Genomic DNA, 16,938 nt, shown 5'->3' with positions numbered 1-16,938 from the left:
CACGCGGGGGTGCGACGAACGGGGCGGATGCTGCGGCATCCGCCCCGTTCGCTGTTCCCGGCGGCTTCGCACCGGTTGCACGCACCCTCCGTGAGCGCTAACGTTGTTTCCGTTAGCGCTAACGCCGGTCGAAGGAGACACGTGACCACCCCTGAGTTCGATGCAGACGTCACCGCAGCGATCGAGCAGGTGCGCGCCGACGTCGCCCGCCTGCACGGCGAGCTCACCCGCTACGGCCTCGTGGTCTGGACCGGCGGCAACGTGTCCGGCCGCGTGCCCGGCGCCGACCTGTTCGTGATCAAGCCCTCGGGCGTCTCGTACGACGACCTCGCGCCCGAGAACATGATCCTCTGCGACCTCGACGGCAACGTCATCCAAGGCACCCCGGGTTCCGAGCGCAACCCGTCGAGCGACACCGCCGCGCACGCCTACGTGTACCGCCACATGCCCGAGGTCGGCGGCGTCGTGCACACGCACTCCACGTTCGCCGTCGCCTGGGCGGCGCGCGGCGAGGAGATCCCGTGCGTGATCACCGGCATGGCCGACGAGTTCGGCGGGCCGATCCCGATCGGGCCGTTCGCGATCATCGGCGACGACTCGATCGGCCGCGGCATCGTCGAGACCCTCACCGGGCACCGCTCGCGCGCCGTGCTGATGCAGAACCACGGCCCGTTCACCATCGGCGTGAACGCGAAGGACGCCGTGAAGGCAGCCGTGATGGTCGAGGATGCCGCGCGCAGCGTGCACTACGCGCGCGAGGCGGGCCCGCTCATCCCCATTCCGCAGGAGCGGATCGACGCGCTGTACGCGCGCTACCAGAACGTGTACGGCCAGGGAGGGGACGCCCGGCGATGAGCGCGACGCAGATCACCGAGGGGCGCACCGCGCTCGGCATCGAGTTCGGCTCGACCCGCATCAAGGCGTGCCTGGTCGGGGAGGACCCGACCGAGGTGCTCGCCGTCGGCAGCCACGAATGGGAGAACTCCTTCGTCGACCGCACCTGGACCTACTCGCTCGAGGACGTCTGGGCGGGCCTGCAGGCCGCGTACGCGGACCTCGTCGCCGACGCGCGGCGTCGTCACGGCGTCGCGCCCACCTCGTTCGGCGCCATCGGCGTCTCGGCGATGATGCACGGCTACCTCGCGTTCGACGCCGACGGCGAGCTGCTCGTGCCGTTCCGCACCTGGCGGAACACCTCGACCGGCCCCGCGGCCGCCGAGCTCAGCGAGCGCTTCGGCCTGAACATCCCGCTTCGCTGGTCGATCGCGCACCTGCACCAGGCGGTGCTCGACGACGAGCCGCACGTGCCGCGGCTGGCGTCGATCACGACGCTCGCCGGATACGTGCACCGCCGCCTCACCGGGCGCGACGTGCTGGGCGTGGGCGACGCCTCGGGCATGTTCCCGATCGACTCCGCGACAGGCACGTACGATGCGGCGCTCGTCGCGTCGTACGACGAGCTCGTCTCAGGCCGCGCGCCAGGGCTCTCCGTGGCCGGGCTGCTGCCCGAGGTGCTGCCCGCGGGCGCGCCGGCAGGCTCGCTCACCCCCGAGGGCGCGGCGCTGCTCGACCCGACCGGTGCGCTGCAGCCCGGCATCCCGCTCTGCCCGCCCGAGGGCGACGCCGGCACCGGCATGGTCGCGACCAACTCGGTCGCGCCCCGCACGGGCAACGTCAGCGCGGGCACCAGCATCTTCGCCATGGTCGTGCTCGAGGGCCCGCTCGCGAGCGCGCACCACGAGCTCGACCTCGTGACCACGCCCGCGGGCGACCCGGTCGCGATGGTGCACTGCAACAACGGCGCGAGCGAGCTGGCCGCGTGGGTCGGCGTGTTCGAGCGGTTCGCCGAGGCCGCCGGTGCGCCGGTCGGCACGGATGCCGCGTTCGCGACGCTCTTCCGCGAGGCGCTCGCGGGCGAGCCCGACGCGGGCGGCCTCCTCGCCTACAACCACCTCGCGGGTGAGCCGATCGCCGGACTCGAGGAGGGGCGGCCGCTGGTCGTGCGCACCCCCGACAGCCGGTTCACGCTCGCGAACCTCATGCGCGCCCAGCTCTACGGCGTGTACGGCACCCTCGCGCTCGGCATGCGCGTGCTCGCGGGCGAGGGCGTGGCCATCGACCGGATGTTCGCCCACGGCGGCATCTTCCGCACCGCGGGCGTCGCCCAGCGGTTCCTCGCGGGCGCGCTCGACGCGCCGGTCGCGGTCGGCGAGACCGCGTCGGAGGGCGGCGCGTGGGGCATCGCCGTGCTCGCGCGCTACCTGGCCGAGGCATCCGGCCCCGGGGCATCCGACCCCGACCTCGCCACCTGGCTCGACCAGCGCGTCTTCGCCGGCGCCGACATCGAGACCGTCGACCCCGACGCCGCCGACGTCGCCGGCTTCACCGCCTACCTCGACCGCTACCGGGCCGGCCTCGCCGCCGAGGCCGCCGCGGTGAAGGCGCTCTGACCCGGGGCGGGTGCTCCGCGGCGTCCGTCCGCCACGTCGCATCCGCCCCGTACCTCTCGACCCGCACCATCCGCAAGGAGACATCATGACCCGCACCCCGCTCACCACCTCGCTCGACGCGTACGAGGTCTGGTTCCTCACCGGCAGCCAGCACCTCTACGGCCCGGAGACGCTGCAGCAGGTCGCCGAGCAGTCGCGCAAGGTCGCCGCGACGCTGAACGCCGCCGCAGACGTGCCCGTGCACGTCGTCTGGATGCCGGTGCTCACCGACTCCGACGCGATCAAGCGCGTGGTGCTCGAGGCGAACGCCGCACCGAACGTCATCGGCGTCGTCGCCTGGATGCACACGTTCAGCCCCGCGAAGATGTGGATCGCCGGGCTCGACGCGCTGCAGAAGCCGCTCGCGCACCTGCACACGCAGGCGAACGTCGAGCTGCCGTGGGGCGACATCGACTTCGACTTCATGAACCTCAACCAGGCCGCGCACGGCGACCGCGAGTTCGGCTACATCCAGACCCGCCTCGGCGTGCCGCGCACGACCATCGCCGGCCACGTGAGCGACCCGCGGGTGCAGCAGCGGTTCACCACCTGGCAGCGTGCGGCGGCCGGCCTCGCGGCATCCCGTTCGCTGAAGCTCGCCCGGTTCGGCGACAACATGCGCTACGTCGCCGTCACCGAGGGCGACAAGACCGAGGCCGAGCTGCGGCTCGGCGTGCAGGTGAACACCTGGGGCGTGAACGAGCTGGCGGACGCGGTCGCGGCGGCCTCCGACGCCGAGGTCGACCAGCTCGTCGCCGAGTACGAGGACCTCTACGACGTCGTGCCCGAGCTGCGGGCGGGCGGCGAGCGCCACCAGTCGCTGCGCGACGGCGCGGCCATCGAGCTCGGGCTCCGGTCGTTCCTCGAGGAGGGCGGCTTCGGCGCGTTCACGACCTCGTTCGAGGACCTCGGCGCGCTGAAGCAGCTCCCGGGCCTCGCGGTGCAGCGCCTCATGGCCGAGGGCTACGGGTTCGGCGCCGAGGGCGACTGGAAGACCGCGATCCTCGTGCGCGTCGCGAACGTGATGGGTGCGGGCCTGCCCGGCGGCGCCTCGCTCATGGAGGACTACACCTACGACCTCACGCCCGGCAGCGAGCTCATCCTCGGCGCGCACATGCTCGAGGTGTCGCCGTCGCTCACGACCGCGAAGCCCACGCTCGAGATCCACCCGCTCGGCATCGGCGGCAAGGACGACCCGGTGCGCCTGGTCTTCACCGCCGACCCCGGCCCCGCCGTCGTGGTCGCGATGAGCGACATGCGCGACCGCTTCCGCCTCACGGCGAACGTGGTCGAGAACGTCGACCTGCCGTCACCGCTGCCCAAGCTGCCGGTCGGCCGCGCCGTCTGGAAGCCCGCGCCCGACTTCGCCACGAGCGCCGCGGCCTGGCTCACGGCCGGCGCCGCGCACCACACCGTCATGTCGACCGCGGTGGGCGTGGACGTGTTCCGCGACTTCGCGACCATGGCCGGCCTCGAGCTGCTCGTCATCGACGAGGAGACCACGCAGCGCGGCTTCGAGCAGGAGGTGCGCTGGAACCAGGCGTACTTCCGGCTCGCGCAGGGGCTCTAGGCGCGGGAGCGGGGCGCGATGGCGACGGATGCGAGTGGGTCGGCGGGCACCGCTGCCGGCGAGGCATCCGTGCCCACCATGTTCGACGTCGCCCGGCTCGCGGGCGTGTCGCACCAGACCGTCTCGAGGGTGCTGAACGGCCGGGCGGATGTCGCGGAGGCGACGCGCGCACGCGTGCAGCAGGCGATCGCCGACCTGCACTACACGCCGTCGCCCGCGGCCCGCGCGATGGCGAGCCGGCGCTCGCGCTCGCTCGGGCTGATCCTCGCCGGGCGGCCCGACTACGGCCCGTCGAGCGCGGCGCTCGAGTTCAACCAGGCGGCCTACGCGGCCGGGTACACCGTCAGCCAGGTGAGCATGCGCTCGCTGCAGCGGTCGGCGCTCCGCGAGGCCGTGCGGCGGCTCGTGGCGCAGCGGGTCGAGGCGATCGTGCTCATCTCGGGCGAGCGCGAGGCGGTCGAGGTCGTCGGGTCCGTCGACGTGCGCGTGCCGGTCGTCGCGGTGGCATCCGAGCCCGTCTCGGGCGTGCGCCGCGTCGCGATCGACCAGGCGGCGGGGGCGCGTGCCGCGGTCGAGCACCTCGTCGGGCTGGGCCACCGGGAGATCCGCCACGTCGCCGGGCCGCACCGCTGGATGGACGCGACCGAGCGCGTGCGCGGCTGGCGCGAGGCGATGGCGTCGCACGGGCTGAGGGTCGCCCCGCCGATCGAGGGGGAGTGGCTGCCGGACTCGGGGTACGCCGCCGGTGTCGAGTTGGCGGCGGATGCGACGGCGACGGCCGTGTTCGTCGGCAACGACCAGATGGCGCTCGGGCTGCTGCACGCGCTGCGCGACGCGGGCCGGCGGGTGCCCGACGACCTCAGCGTCGTCGGCTTCGACGACGAGCCCGAGGCTGCCCACTTCGCGCCGCCGCTGACGACGCTCCGCCAGGACTTCGACGCGCTCGGCCGCGACACCATGTCGCTCGTCGCCGAGCTGCTCGCCGGCCCCGGGGCATCCGCTTCGCAGCCCGCCTCCGTGGACGACCCCGCCCCCCGCGCGCCCTCCCTCATCGTGCGCGCGAGCACCGCGCCCCCGCCCCGCGCCTGACCCCTGCCGCCGGCACGTGCCGATCGCACCGGCCCGGCCGGATCGCATGGGCCCGGGCTGCAGCGCGGGCCGCCGTGATCTCGGCGGGCCGAGTTGGCCGAGGAACGGTCACCGGTCTCCACAGCGCGCGGAATACGTGCTGCAGATACGCACCGGTCGCCGTCGGTGGCCGCGCACGTCCGCTCGTCGAAGCTCGAACCATGGACGACGGCATGATCGGCGCACGCGCGCGTCTCGGAGACCCGGAACGTCTCAGCACCGCCCAACTCCTGGGTGCGGGAGCCACCCACCGTCAGGTTCGGCAGGCCGTCCGGGAAGGGAGCCTCATCCGCGTGCGACGTGGTGCGTTCGCACCGCGTGCGGCGTGGGCGGCCGCGAGCCCAGAGGAGCGCCACGTCGAACTCATACGGGCGACCGCTACGGCGCAGACGCGCCATGACCGTCCGGTCAGCCACCTATCGGCCGCAGCGGTGCACGGGCTCCCGATCATCGGACGCATGCCCGACGCGGTGGAGCTCTGGGATGGTGCTGCCGGCGGTGGGAGCTCGACGCCGGGCATCCGCACCCATCGCGGAGGCGCACGACCAGCGACTGTCGAGATCGAGGGCATCACGGTCACGTCGCTGCCTCGTACCGCGGTCGACATCGCGTCGACCGAGCCCTTCGCGACGGCGGTGTGCGTGCTCGACGCAGCGATGGGACGCACGATCCCCGACGCCGATGGGAACGGGGAGGCGGAGCTGACCGCGCAGGTCCTCCTGGCCGAGCTCTCCCGCGCGGGGATCCGTCGCGGTCGGCGTGCGGCGACCCGGGCGATCGGATTCGCGGACTCGCGCAGCGGGAGCCCGGGCGAGTCGTGGTCTCGGGCGTCGATGCACGAACTCGGATTCGAGGTGCCCGAACTCCAGGTGCGCTTCGAACGGCAGCACGGCCACGCCGACGTGGACTACTTCTGGCGATCGCGAGGGATAGTCGGCGAGTTCGATGGCGCACAGAAGTACATGAGGGAGGAGTACTTGCGTGGGCGGACGCCCGCCGAGGTGGTCGTTGCCGAGAAGCGACGAGAGGACGAGTTGCGGCGGCATCCCGGTGTCCGCGGATTCGTGCGCTGGGACTGGCGAGTCGCCCGCTCTCCACGGCGGCTCGCCGAGTTGCTCGATGCTCACGGAGTACCGCGTCGCTGACGCTTGATGCCGCTGGCCAGTCTGCGTGGCTCCGGCCAGCCTCTTATGGCTGGCCGCGACTACGCAGACTGGCCGCAGCGGCGGGGCGCCGCAAGGCGGATGGGAGGATGGAGGCATGGCACTGCACATCACCGGTGACGACGCCGCGGACGAACTGCTCACGAACGACCCCTTCGCGCTCCTGGTGGGCATGCTGCTCGACCAGCAGGTCGCGATGGAGACGGCGTTCGCGGGGCCCGCCAAGATCAGCGACCGGCTGGGCACGACGGATGCAGCGGAGATCGCCGCGGTCGACCCCGACGCCTTCGTGGCGGCGTTCAAGCAGCCGCCCGCGGTGCACCGCTTCCCCGGCTCGATGGCCGGGCGCGTGCAGGCGCTCGCCACGGCCGTGCGCGACGACTGGGGCGGCGACGCGGCCGCGATCTGGACGCAGGGCGACCCGTCGGGCGCCGAGGTGCTGAAGCGCCTGAAGGCGCTGCCCGGGTTCGGCGACCAGAAGGCGCGCATCTTCCTCGCGCTGCTGGGCAAGCAGTGCGGGCTCGAGGCGGCGGGCTGGCGCGATGCCGCCGGCGCGTACGGCGAGGAGGGGTCGTTCCGCTCGGTCGCCGACATCACCTCGCCCGAGTCGCTCGCCAAGGTGCGGGAGACGAAGCGCGCGGCGAAGGCGGCGGCGAAGGCCAAGTAGGGCTCCCGCGGCGACCCCGCCGGCCCGTGGCATCCGGGTGTCGGTGGGTAGTGGCAGCATTGCTGCCGCAGCACAACATGTAGTGGTCGAGCGACCGTCGGAGGACGGATGCGCGACACGCCGAAGGGCACTCCACAGCAAGTTTTTTCGCGGGCGTGCACAGGTGTGGATAACCGGCGGGAAAGCGCGGAAATCCGCCGCTCGCGGGCATCCGTGCCTGTGCACAACCGGTGGAAAGACTGGTGGAAAACTACACGCGTGTAACTACATCATCTTGTGGTCGTTCCCCGGGGCGAACACTAGATGTAGTATCGGTCGGGCAGTTGAGGTACCAGGGGCCGGAGCCCCCTCCGGGGCCCGGAAATCAGAGGGGAACATCAGATGTCGGTGACGGTCTACACCAAGCCTTCGTGCGTCCAGTGCAACGCGACCTATCGCGCGCTCGACAGCAAGGGCATCGAGTACGACGTGCTCGATCTCTCGACCGACGAGCAGGCGCTCGCCCAGGTCAAGGAGCTCGGCTACCTGCAGGCTCCGGTCGTGATCGCCGACGAGGACCACTGGTCCGGGTTCCGCCCCGACAAGATCGCCGAACTCGCCTCCCGGCTCGCGTAGGCAGGTCCCACGGGTCGGGAGCCGGACGGGCTCCGACCTCGTCGGTGCCGCATCCTCCTCCCGCCCGGGATCGCCCGGCGGCTCATGATGCACCACCACGACACGACCCAGCAGACCAGACACGACCGGAGGCGGACATGACGGACCTCGTCTACTTCTCCAGCGTCTCGGGCAACACGCATCGGTTCATCGAGAAGCTCGGCCGCGAGGCCGCGCGCATCCCGCTGTACCCCTCGGACGAGCCGCTCGTCGCCGACGAGCCCTACGTGCTCGTGCTCCCCACCTACGGCGGCGGCAACGGAGCCGGCGCCGTACCCAAGCAGGTCATCAGGTTCCTGAACGACCCGCACAACCGCTCGCTCATCCGCGGCGTCATCGCCGCGGGCAACACCAACTTCGGGTCGGGCTATTGCATCGCCGGCGACATCATCGCCGAGAAGTGCCACGTGCCCTTCCTGTACAAGCTCGAACTCTTCGGAACGCCAGACGACGTCAGCGCCGTCAATGAGGGATTGGACGCATTTTGGACAATGCAGCTGCAACCGCAGTGATCGACGCGCCGCGCACGTCGAGTGGCATGGACTACCACTCGCTGAACGCGATGCTGAACCTGTACGGCCCCAACGGGGAGATCCAGTTCGACAAGGACCGCGAGGCCGCACGGGAGTACTTCCTCCAGCACGTCAACCAGAACACGGTCTTCTTCCACTCCCTCAAGGAGCGGCTCGACTACCTGGTCGAGAAGGAGTACTACGAGGGCGCCGTGCTCGAGCAGTACTCGTTCGAGTTCATCGAGCGCCTGAACGCCCTGGCGTACTCGAAGAAGTTCCGCTTCGACACCTTCCTCGGCGCGTTCAAGTACTACACGAGCTACACGCTGAAGACCTTCGACGGCAAGCGCTACCTCGAGCGCTTCGAGGACCGCGTCGTCATGACCGCGCTCGGCCTCGCGCAGGGCGACGAGGACCTCGCGACCCACCTCGTCGAGGAGATCATCGCCGGCCGCTTCCAGCCGGCCACCCCGACGTTCCTCAACACGGGCAAGGCCCAGCGCGGCGAGCTCGTCTCCTGCTTCCTCCTCCGCATCGAGGACAACATGGAGTCGATCTCGCGCGGCATCAACTCCGCCCTGCAGCTGTCGAAGCGCGGCGGCGGCGTCGCGCTGTCGCTCAGCAACATCCGCGAGGCCGGCGCGCCGATCAAGCAGATCGAGAACCAGTCGTCGGGCATCATCCCGGTGATGAAGCTGCTGGAGGACTCATTCTCCTACGCGAACCAGCTCGGGGCCCGCCAGGGCGCCGGCGCCGTCTACCTCAGCGCCCACCACCCCGACATCATGCGGTTCCTCGACACCAAGCGCGAGAACGCCGACGAGAAGATCCGCATCAAGACGCTCTCGCTCGGCGTGGTCATCCCCGACATCACGTTCGAGCTGGCGAAGAACAACGAGGACATGTACCTCTTCTCGCCGTACGACGTCGAGCGCGTGTACAAGAAGCCGTTCGGCGACGTGCCCATCTCCGAGCACTACCGCGCGATGGTGAACGACCCGCGCATCAAGAAGACGAAGATCAACGCGCGCCAGTTCTTCCAGACCCTCGCCGAGATCCAGTTCGAGTCGGGCTACCCGTACATCGTGTTCGAGGACACGGTGAACAAGGCGAACCCGATCAAGGGCCGTATCAACATGTCGAACCTGTGCTCGGAGATCCTCCAGGTCAACACGCCGACGACCTACAACGAGGACCTGTCGTACGCCCAGATCGGCAAGGACATCTCCTGCAACCTCGGGTCGCTAAACATCGCGCTCACCATGGACTCGCCGAACTTCGGCAAGACCGTCGAGACGGCGATCCGCGGCCTCACCGCCGTGTCGAACATGTCGCACATCTCGTCGGTGCGCTCGGTGGAGGACGGCAACGACAAGTCGCACGCCATCGGCCTCGGCCAGATGAACCTGCACGGCTACCTCGCCCGCGAGCACATCCACTACGGCTCGGAGGAAGGCCTCGACTTCACGAACATCTACTTCTACACGGTGCTGTTCCACGCGCTGAACACGTCGAACCTCATCGCGAAGGAGCGCGGTGAGACCTTCGACGGCTTCGCCGACTCGAAGTACGCCTCCGGCGAGTTCTTCCGCAAGTACACGGATGCCCCGTGGGCGCCGCAGACCGAGAAGGTGGCGCAGCTCTTCGCCGACGCCGACGTGCACATCCCCACCCAGGAGGACTGGCGCGAGCTCGAGGCATCCGTTCGCGAGTTCGGCATCTACAACCAGAACCTGCAGGCCGTGCCCCCCACCGGGTCGATCTCGTACATCAACAACTCGACGTCGTCGATCCACCCGATCGCGTCGAAGATCGAGATCCGCAAGGAGGGCAAGCTCGGGCGCGTGTACTACCCGGCGCCGTTCATGACGAACGAGAACCTCGAGTACTACGAGGACGCGTACGAGATCGGCTACGAGAAGGTCATCGACACGTACGCCGCGGCGACGCAGCACGTCGACCAGGGCCTGTCGCTCACGCTGTTCTTCAAGGACACCGCGACGACCCGCGACATCAACCGGGCCCAGATCTACGCGTGGCGCAAGGGCATCAAGACCATCTACTACATCCGCCTGCGGCAGCTGGCGCTCGAGGGCACGGGCGTGGACGGTTGCGTCTCCTGCATGCTCTGAGACCATGATCGCGACGACGGAGTGGAGGCCCGAGTACGGGCCCGGGAGTCCCGCGGTGGGAGTCGTGTACGGCTTCCGCATGCGGGCGACCGGTGAGTTCCGCTACGTCGGGTTGACGACCAAACCTGTCGAGCGGCGGATCGCCGAACACGTCAATGCCGCGAAGCGTGGACGCCGCCTCCCGTTGTACGACTGGATGCGAAAGACGGATGCGGCGGAGTACGAGGTTGTGGTGCTCGAGCACGTCACGCGAAGTCGAGAGGACCTCGGCCTCGCTGAGGAGTCCTGGATCACGTACTTCCGTACGGCTGGTGATCGGTTGATGAATCTCGCCGACGGTGGTGCGGGGTCCGGCGGTGTGAAGTGGACGGCAGAACAGCGAGCAGCAGCGAGCGTCCGTCAGAAGGGTCGGAAGGGCGTGAGCCTTCCCGGGCCGCGCAACCCCCACTACGGCAAGCGACACACCGCCGAACAGCGTCAGAAGTGGTCGGAGGAACGGAAAGGCACCAACACCGGTGAGCGCAATCCGAACTTCGGGAAGTTCGGCGCTGATCACCCGAGCTTCGGCCGTCGGATGTCGGAGGAGTCCAAGCAGCGGCTCTCCGAGATGCGTGTAGGCGAGCTGAACCCGAACTTCGGCAAGGCCGCGAGCGACGAGACGCGAGCGAAGATGTCCGCCGCGAGGCGGGGCAAGCCCATGCCGTCGAGTGTGCGAAGCGCGCACACCCGTTGGCACACGAACAAGGGCGTCTTCTCGGAGACGTGCCGGCATTGCATCGACGATGCAGCCAGGAGAGCAGGAGAGAACGAATCATGACACTCACCGACAAGGTCAACTCGGCGGCGCACGACCCGGCGCACCAGGGCGGCGTGAAGCTCGTCAGTCAGGTCAACGCGATCAACTGGAACCGCATCCAGGACGACAAGGACCTCGAGGTGTGGAACCGCCTCGTGAACAACTTCTGGCTGCCCGAGAAGGTGCCGCTGTCGAACGACGTGCAGTCGTGGGCCACGCTGAACGCGGGGGAGCAGGAGCTCACGATGCGCGTGTTCACGGGTCTCACCCTGCTCGACACCATCCAGGGCACCGTGGGCGCCGTCTCACTCATCCCCGACTCGCTCACCCCGCACGAGGAGGCGGTGTACACGAACATCGCCTTCATGGAGTCGGTGCACGCCAAGAGCTACTCCTCCATCTTCTCCACGCTCTGCTCCACGGAGGAGATCGACGACGCCTTCCGCTGGTCGGTCGAGAACCCGAACCTGCAGCGCAAGGCCGAGATCGTCATGGAGTACTACCGCGGCGACGAGCCCCTGAAGCGCAAGGTCGCCTCGACGCTGCTCGAGAGCTTCCTCTTCTACTCGGGCTTCTACCTGCCGATGTACTGGTCGAGCCGCGCGAAGCTCACCAACACGGCCGACCTGATCCGCCTCATCATCCGCGACGAGGCCGTGCACGGGTACTACATCGGCTACAAGTTCCAGAAGGGGCTCGAGCGGGTCGACCAGGCCAAGCGCGACGAGATCAAGGACTACACGTTCTCGCTGCTCTACGAGCTCTACGACAACGAGGTGCAGTACACGCAGGACCTCTACGACGGCGTCGGCCTGACCGAGGACGTGAAGAAGTTCCTGCACTACAACGCCAACAAGGCGCTGATGAACCTCGGCTACGAGGCGATGTTCCCGAAGGAGACGACGGACGTGAACCCGGCGATCCTGTCGGCGCTCTCGCCCAACGCCGACGAGAACCACGACTTCTTCTCGGGGTCGGGCTCGTCGTACGTCATCGGCAAGGCGGTGAACACCGAAGACGAGGACTGGGACTTCTAGTCCTCCACCAGACGACCCGGGCGGCCCGGGCGCGCACAGAGAGGGGGCGGATGCGGCCGGCATCCGCCCCTTCGCGTGCGCGGTGTGCACCACCGCAACGCCGCTTCCGCCCGCGGGCTAGGGTGGCCGCGTGACCAGGTTCGCGCTCGCCGTTCCGCACTGGGGTCCGTTCGGGGACCCGCGCGAGGCGGCGCGCCTGGCCCAGCGAGCGGAACAGGCAGGCTGGGACGGCTACTTCACTTGGGGAGGGTTCGTCTCCGGCGACGCCCCGCCGAAGACCTACGACCCGTGGGTGGTGCCCGCCGCCGTCGCATCGGCGACATCGCGCATGCGGATCGGCACGTGCATCGCACCGCTCCCGGCGTTCCAGCCGTACGTCGTGGCGTCGATCGTTGCGAGCCTCGACGTGCTCTCCGACGGGCGGATGACCCTCGGCGTCGGCATCGGCGACGTGGCGCGCAGCTTCGAGATGTTCGGCCAGAGCGGTGATCGCTGGGTGCGGGCGGCGCAACTCGATGAGGCGCTCGACGTGATCGTCCGGCTCTGGAGCGGCGAGCGGGTCGACCATCACGGCGAGCACTTCACCGTCGACGGTGTCACCCTAGCTGCGGTGCCGGTGCAGCAACCGCGCGTGCCGATCTGGGTCGGCGGCGACAGCGCCCCGGCGAAGCGCCGCGCCGCCAGGTGGGACGGCTGGATCGGACCCGACAACGACCCCGCCGATGCGACGGTGGCCGACCTGCGGCGGACGCGAAGCGAGTTCTCCGACCCGGAGCACCCGGTGGAGCTGGTGTGGGCGGGCGAACTCGATGACGCCGGTACGGCCGACTGGGCGATGGTCCCACTGATGGGATCCCGCGACGAGTGCGCGGGCGTCGTCGATGCGGGTCCGAGTCGAGGGTGATGGCATGCATCGGGTGTGCTCGACGGTGGAGGAGATGCTCGACCCCGCGACCGTGTCGGACGCGCTCGCGCGCCCGGTGAGCTCCGTCGGTCGCGTCCCGGTAGCCACGAAGGGGCACTCGTCGACCGAGGCCCGGTTCGAGGGAGTGCTGATCGACGGGGAAGCCGCGCCGAGCCTGTTCCTCAAGACGGTCGACCGCGCGCGGGACTGGGTGTCGATCGCGACCGGCGACTCGGTCGATCGCGAGGTGGCCGTGTGGGAGACCGGCCTGCTGGACATGCTGCCGTCGGGGGTCGATCACGCGATCGTGGCCGCTGCCAGGACTCAACGGAGCTCCTCGCTGCTCATGCACGATCGCTCCGCGGAGTTCCTCGCCGAGGACGAGCCGATCACCGCGGAGTGGGTCGCGGGAGTGCTGCGCGCGCTCGCGGCGATGCACGCGGCCTATTGGGAGCATCCGGTGCTGGGTCGATCCGCAGGGGTGCTGTGCGATCTGGAGCAGGTGCTGGGGCATCTGGGACCGGCGCGGCTGCCGGCACTGCGGCAGGCGGTCCCGGGACACTTCATCATCGACCTGATCGACGAGGGCTGGTCCGACCTCGCGGGCCCCGTGGGGTCGGGGCTGGCCCGGGACCTGCGATCGCTGGTGGTGGATCCGTCCCCGGTCGTCCATGCGCTGGCCGGTGCGCCGCGGACCCTCGTGCACGCGGACGTCAGGCCGGCGAACGTCGCATTCGATGGGCGCCGCACCACGTTCGTCGACTGGGCTCGCCCGACCGTGGCGCCGCCGGGCATCGACCTGGCCTACCTGCTCTTGATGTCGCAGCCCTCCGCGGTCATGTCACCCGACGAAGCCATCGCCGACTACCGCGCCATGCTTGCGGCCTCACTGGGGTCCGATGGGTCGATGTCGTGGTGGGACGATCACATCGACCTGTGCATGACGGCCGTGTTCGCGATGATGGCGGCGGTCCTCGTCGACTACGAGACCGACCGCGGCTCGGACGAGGATCCCGCCCACGCCCGCATCGCCTGGTGGGCCGAGCGCGCCGAGCCGGGGCTGCGCCTCCTCGACCGGCTCTGAGCAGGGCGTGCTCCCCCCCCAGGGTGCGCCGGCGGTGAGATCATCGGGTCATGGCCCGAGCGAACGGCACCGCCGACCTGATCCTCCATCCGGTGCGCCTGCGCGTCATCCGCACGCTGCTCGGCGGGCGCCGCATGACGACGGCAGAGCTCGCCGCCGAGCTGCCCGACGTCGCGACCGCGACGCTGTACCGGCACGTGTCGACGCTCGCGGACGCCGGGGTGCTCGACGTGGTGGGCGAGCGGGCCGCCCGCGGGGCGACCGAGCGCACCTACGAGCTGCATGACGGCGCCGCCCACGTCGGGGGAGCCGACCTCGCGGGCCTCGGCCCGGAGGCGCACCGCGCCGCCTTCGCCGCCTTCGTCGCGGGCCTGCTCGCGGACTTCGACGCCTACCTCGCCAGGGACGGCGCCGACCTCGCGGTCGACGGCGTCGGCTTCCGCCACCGGGCGTTCTGGATGACCGACGAGGAACTCGACGAGTTCGTCGGCGAGCTCGGCGGCCTCGCCAAGCGATGGTCGCGCAATGCCCCCGCCCCGGGCCGGCGGCGACGAGTCCTCTCCACGGTGCTCATCCCCGACGAGGAGCGTGAGTGAGCCCGGCTTGCATTGTTCTCATGAATGAGAATAATGGAGAGCGGAAGGGATCCGCATGACCGCATCGCACGTCCGCACGACCGGCACCGAGGCCGAGCGCCGCTTCGAGGCATCCGACGGGGTCCCACTCGTCGGCACGCTGGCGCGCCCCGAGGGCGAGCCCGTCGCCGCCGCCCTCCTGATCCCCGGGTCGGGGCAGGTCGATCGCAACAGCGACCACAGGCGGATGCGGCTGGGTGTGACGCGCGACCTCGCGGCAGCGCTCGCCGACTCGGGCGTCGCCTCGTTGCGCTACGACAAGCGCGGTGTGGGTGCATCCGGCGGCGACTACCTCTCGGCCGGGCTGAGCGACAACGTCGCGGACGCCACGGCGGCGCTCGCCGAGCTGCGCGCGGCCGTGCCCGGCCTGCCGGTCGTGCTCATCGGCCACAGCGAGGGCGGCATCATCGCGACGCAGGTCGCCGCCGCCGACGCGGCGCTCGCGGGCGTCGTGCTGCTCGCGGCACCGGGCGTGACCGGCGAGGAGATGCTCGCGTGGCAGGCGCAGCGGGTGGCCGACGCGCTGCCGCCGTTCGCCAGGTTCGTCGTGCGGGTGCTGCGCATCGACGTGGTCCGGCAGCAGCGGCGCACCCTCGACCGGCTGCTCGCGAGCACCGACGACGTGATCCGCATCCAGGGGCAGCGGGTCAACGCGAAGTGGCACCGCGAGCTGCTCGCGTCCGACCCGGCCCGCGACCTGGCACAGGTCGCGGCGCCCATCCTGGCGATCACCGGCGGCAAGGACCTGCAGGTCGACCCCGACGACCTCGAGCGCATCGCCGCGGCGGCGCCGGGGCCGGTCGAGACCCGGCGCCCCGCCGACCTCACCCACCTGCTGCGCGACGACCCCGACGTCCCGTCGCTCGGCGCCTACCGCCGGCTGCTCCGCGAGCCGACCGACGCCGCGCTGCTCGAGCGGGTCGTGGCCTGGGTGGTCGCGGCCGCGCGCTGAGCCCCGAGCCTGCCGGGCTGCCGCCGTGCGAGACTGACGCGGTGACCGACATCGAGCTCGCCCGCATCGACGGCGGCACCGTGCGGCTGCACGACGCCCGGCGCAAGGTGCGGTGGAGCGTCGAGCTCGAGCCGTTCGAGATCGGGGTGTTCCCGGTCACGCAGGAGCAGCTCGCCGAGCTGCTGGGGGAGACCGCGCACCACCCGCGGCGGCCGGCGACGGATGTCAGCTGGCTGCGCGCGATCCGCTTCTGCAACGCGGCATCCGAGTGGGAGGGCCTCGACCCCGCGTACGCGTTCGACGGTGAGGAGGTCACCTGGCACGTCGACGCCGACGGCTACCGGCTGCCGACCGAGGCCGAGTGGGAGTTCGCGTGCCGCGCCGGCTCGAACCAGCCGCAGTACGGCCCGCTCGCCGAGATCGCGTGGACGAGCGCCGACGGCGTGACCGCGCCGCAGGACATCGGCGGCAAGCTGCCCAACCTCAACGGCCTGTTCGACACGCTCGGCAACGTCTGGGAGTGGTGCTGGGACCTGCTCGACCCCGCCCGCTACGACGACTACCGGGTGTTCCGCGGCGGCGGGTTCGCCGACGACGCCTGGAGCGTGCGCGCCTCGACCCGGCGCGGTGGCGCGCCGCGCATGCACCACGAGGACGTGGGCTTCCGCGTCGCCCGCGGCGGGTTCGACGGCACGGATGCCGCGCAGGGATGGTCCGCGCAGGCCGACCTCGAACGCGCCGACGTCGACGGGCCGCTCCCGCCGGGCTGGACGCCGCGGCGCTGAGCGGCGGGACGGCACCCGCCCCGGCGGCCGGACCCCGTCAGGGGGCCGGCGGTTCCGGTCCGTCGACCCCGAGCCCGATCGCGCGGTGGTCCGGCTCCGCCTCGTCCGACTCCGCGTCGTCCGGCTGCGCCGAACGCGGCTCCTCGCCGGGCTCGGTCTCGGTGCTCGGCTCCTCGAGTTCCTCATCGGGGACCGCCTCGGTGTCCGGCTCGCCCGGCGTCTCGTCAGGAGCGGTGTCGTCGGCTCCGGTGGCATCCGTCATCGCGGCCTCCCTGGTCGTGGTCGGTGCTCCCACCCTGTGACGTCGAGTCGCCGTTCGCCACCGGCTTGACCGATGACCGGTTCGGAGGTACTGGGCGCGGACCGTGCGCGGCGCGGGTCGGAATGCGCCCCGGCCCCTCGAGCCGACTCAGCGCCCGCCGTCGACCGA

General features: G+C 70.7%; 17 protein-coding genes. 16 read left to right on the top strand and 1 reads right to left on the bottom strand.

Features of this window, described 5'->3' with window-relative positions; genetic code table 11:
* The first annotated feature begins 141 nt into the window (after positions 1–141).
* The 16 genes from QMG39_RS04615 to QMG39_RS04540 all read left to right on the top strand — a co-directional run bounded on the left by QMG39_RS04615 (position 142) and on the right by QMG39_RS04540 (position 16,508).
* Entirely contained in the window at positions 142–855 is a 714-nt protein-coding gene (locus QMG39_RS04615) for an L-ribulose-5-phosphate 4-epimerase (RefSeq protein ID WP_281882697.1), read from the top strand.
* Complete coding sequence (locus QMG39_RS04610; RefSeq protein ID WP_281882696.1) at positions 852–2,450, top strand: xylulokinase; 1,599 nt, start codon at positions 852–854, stop codon at positions 2,448–2,450. Before QMG39_RS04615 ends, QMG39_RS04610 begins: the two co-directional genes overlap by 4 nt.
* Positions 2,451–2,535: 85 nt before the next feature.
* Entirely contained in the window at positions 2,536–4,059 is a 1,524-nt protein-coding gene (gene araA / locus QMG39_RS04605; RefSeq protein WP_281882695.1) for an L-arabinose isomerase, read from the top strand.
* Between the two features lie 18 nt (positions 4,060–4,077).
* Complete coding sequence (locus QMG39_RS04600) at positions 4,078–5,148, top strand: LacI family DNA-binding transcriptional regulator (protein WP_281882694.1); 1,071 nt, start codon at positions 4,078–4,080, stop codon at positions 5,146–5,148.
* 200 nt (positions 5,149–5,348) lie between these two features.
* A complete protein-coding gene (locus tag QMG39_RS04595) occupies positions 5,349–6,332 on the top strand; it encodes a hypothetical protein (protein ID WP_281882693.1) in 984 nt (327 codons plus the stop codon).
* A 115-nt stretch (positions 6,333–6,447) separates the two neighbouring features.
* Complete coding sequence (locus QMG39_RS04590; protein WP_281882692.1) at positions 6,448–7,017, top strand: HhH-GPD-type base excision DNA repair protein; 570 nt, start codon at positions 6,448–6,450, stop codon at positions 7,015–7,017.
* Between the two features lie 381 nt (positions 7,018–7,398).
* On the top strand, positions 7,399–7,632 hold the full coding sequence (gene nrdH / locus QMG39_RS04585) for a glutaredoxin-like protein NrdH (RefSeq protein WP_281882691.1): 234 nt from the start codon (positions 7,399–7,401) through the stop codon (positions 7,630–7,632).
* A gap of 137 nt (positions 7,633–7,769) precedes the next feature.
* The gene (nrdI, locus tag QMG39_RS04580; RefSeq protein WP_281882690.1) at positions 7,770–8,183 is read left to right on the top strand and encodes a class Ib ribonucleoside-diphosphate reductase assembly flavoprotein NrdI; all 414 of its coding nucleotides are present in this window, start codon (positions 7,770–7,772) and stop codon (positions 8,181–8,183) included.
* A gap of 26 nt (positions 8,184–8,209) precedes the next feature.
* On the top strand, positions 8,210–10,315 hold the full coding sequence (gene nrdE / locus QMG39_RS04575; protein WP_281882689.1) for a class 1b ribonucleoside-diphosphate reductase subunit alpha: 2,106 nt from the start codon (positions 8,210–8,212) through the stop codon (positions 10,313–10,315).
* 4 nt (positions 10,316–10,319) lie between these two features.
* A complete protein-coding gene (locus QMG39_RS04570) occupies positions 10,320–11,132 on the top strand; it encodes an NUMOD3 domain-containing DNA-binding protein (protein ID WP_281882688.1) in 813 nt (270 codons plus the stop codon).
* Complete coding sequence (gene nrdF / locus QMG39_RS04565; protein WP_281882687.1) at positions 11,129–12,148, top strand: class 1b ribonucleoside-diphosphate reductase subunit beta; 1,020 nt, start codon at positions 11,129–11,131, stop codon at positions 12,146–12,148. The genes QMG39_RS04570 and nrdF overlap by 4 nt, the downstream gene beginning before the upstream one ends.
* Before the next feature lie 130 nt (positions 12,149–12,278).
* The gene (locus QMG39_RS04560) at positions 12,279–13,052 is read left to right on the top strand and encodes an LLM class flavin-dependent oxidoreductase (RefSeq protein WP_281882686.1); all 774 of its coding nucleotides are present in this window, start codon (positions 12,279–12,281) and stop codon (positions 13,050–13,052) included.
* Positions 13,053–13,197: 145 nt separating this feature from the next.
* Positions 13,198–14,136, top strand: a complete 939-nt coding sequence (locus QMG39_RS04555) for a phosphotransferase (RefSeq protein WP_281882685.1) — start codon at positions 13,198–13,200, stop codon at positions 14,134–14,136.
* A 50-nt stretch (positions 14,137–14,186) separates the two neighbouring features.
* Complete coding sequence (locus QMG39_RS04550; protein WP_281882684.1) at positions 14,187–14,732, top strand: helix-turn-helix domain-containing protein; 546 nt, start codon at positions 14,187–14,189, stop codon at positions 14,730–14,732.
* A 55-nt stretch (positions 14,733–14,787) separates the two neighbouring features.
* Entirely contained in the window at positions 14,788–15,723 is a 936-nt protein-coding gene (locus QMG39_RS04545; protein WP_281882683.1) for an alpha/beta hydrolase, read from the top strand.
* A 41-nt stretch (positions 15,724–15,764) separates the two neighbouring features.
* Positions 15,765–16,508 carry a formylglycine-generating enzyme family protein gene (locus QMG39_RS04540; RefSeq protein ID WP_281882681.1) on the top strand — a complete coding sequence of 248 codons (744 nt, stop codon included), beginning with the start codon at positions 15,765–15,767 and terminating at the stop codon, positions 16,506–16,508.
* Positions 16,509–16,545: 37 nt separating this feature from the next.
* On the opposite strand, the gene QMG39_RS04535 is transcribed toward QMG39_RS04540, so the two are convergent.
* The gene (locus QMG39_RS04535) at positions 16,546–16,770 is read right to left on the bottom strand and encodes a hypothetical protein (protein ID WP_281882680.1); all 225 of its coding nucleotides are present in this window, start codon (positions 16,768–16,770) and stop codon (positions 16,546–16,548) included.
* Positions 16,771–16,938 lie beyond the last annotated feature (168 nt).

It is taken from the genome of Agromyces rhizosphaerae (assembly GCF_027925245.1).
GTDB classification, from domain to species: Bacteria; Actinomycetota; Actinomycetes; order Actinomycetales; family Microbacteriaceae; genus Agromyces; species Agromyces rhizosphaerae.
The sequence above is the reverse complement of the archived record's forward strand: the minus strand, read 5'-3'. Positions and strand labels throughout refer to the sequence as shown.

Bases quoted from the DNA above. Each gene is read 5' to 3' on its own strand.
- QMG39_RS04610 (WP_281882696.1), top strand. From the start codon at position 852: ATGAGCGCGACGCAGATCACCGAGGGGCGCACCGCGCTCGGCATCGAG.
- araA (WP_281882695.1), top strand. From the start codon at position 2,536: ATGACCCGCACCCCGCTCACCACCTCGCTCGACGCGTACGAGGTCTGG.
- QMG39_RS04600 (WP_281882694.1), top strand. From the start codon at position 4,078: ATGGCGACGGATGCGAGTGGGTCGGCGGGCACCGCTGCCGGCGAGGCA.
- QMG39_RS04595 (WP_281882693.1), top strand. From the start codon at position 5,349: ATGGACGACGGCATGATCGGCGCACGCGCGCGTCTCGGAGACCCGGAA.
- QMG39_RS04590 (WP_281882692.1), top strand. From the start codon at position 6,448: ATGGCACTGCACATCACCGGTGACGACGCCGCGGACGAACTGCTCACG.
- nrdH (WP_281882691.1), top strand. From the start codon at position 7,399: ATGTCGGTGACGGTCTACACCAAGCCTTCGTGCGTCCAGTGCAACGCG.
- nrdI (WP_281882690.1), top strand. From the start codon at position 7,770: ATGACGGACCTCGTCTACTTCTCCAGCGTCTCGGGCAACACGCATCGG.
- nrdE (WP_281882689.1), top strand. From the start codon at position 8,210: ATGGACTACCACTCGCTGAACGCGATGCTGAACCTGTACGGCCCCAAC.
- QMG39_RS04570 (WP_281882688.1), top strand. From the start codon at position 10,320: ATGATCGCGACGACGGAGTGGAGGCCCGAGTACGGGCCCGGGAGTCCC.
- nrdF (WP_281882687.1), top strand. From the start codon at position 11,129: ATGACACTCACCGACAAGGTCAACTCGGCGGCGCACGACCCGGCGCAC.
- QMG39_RS04550 (WP_281882684.1), top strand. From the start codon at position 14,187: ATGGCCCGAGCGAACGGCACCGCCGACCTGATCCTCCATCCGGTGCGC.
- QMG39_RS04545 (WP_281882683.1), top strand. From the start codon at position 14,788: ATGACCGCATCGCACGTCCGCACGACCGGCACCGAGGCCGAGCGCCGC.
- QMG39_RS04535 (WP_281882680.1), bottom strand. From the start codon at position 16,770: ATGACGGATGCCACCGGAGCCGACGACACCGCTCCTGACGAGACGCCG.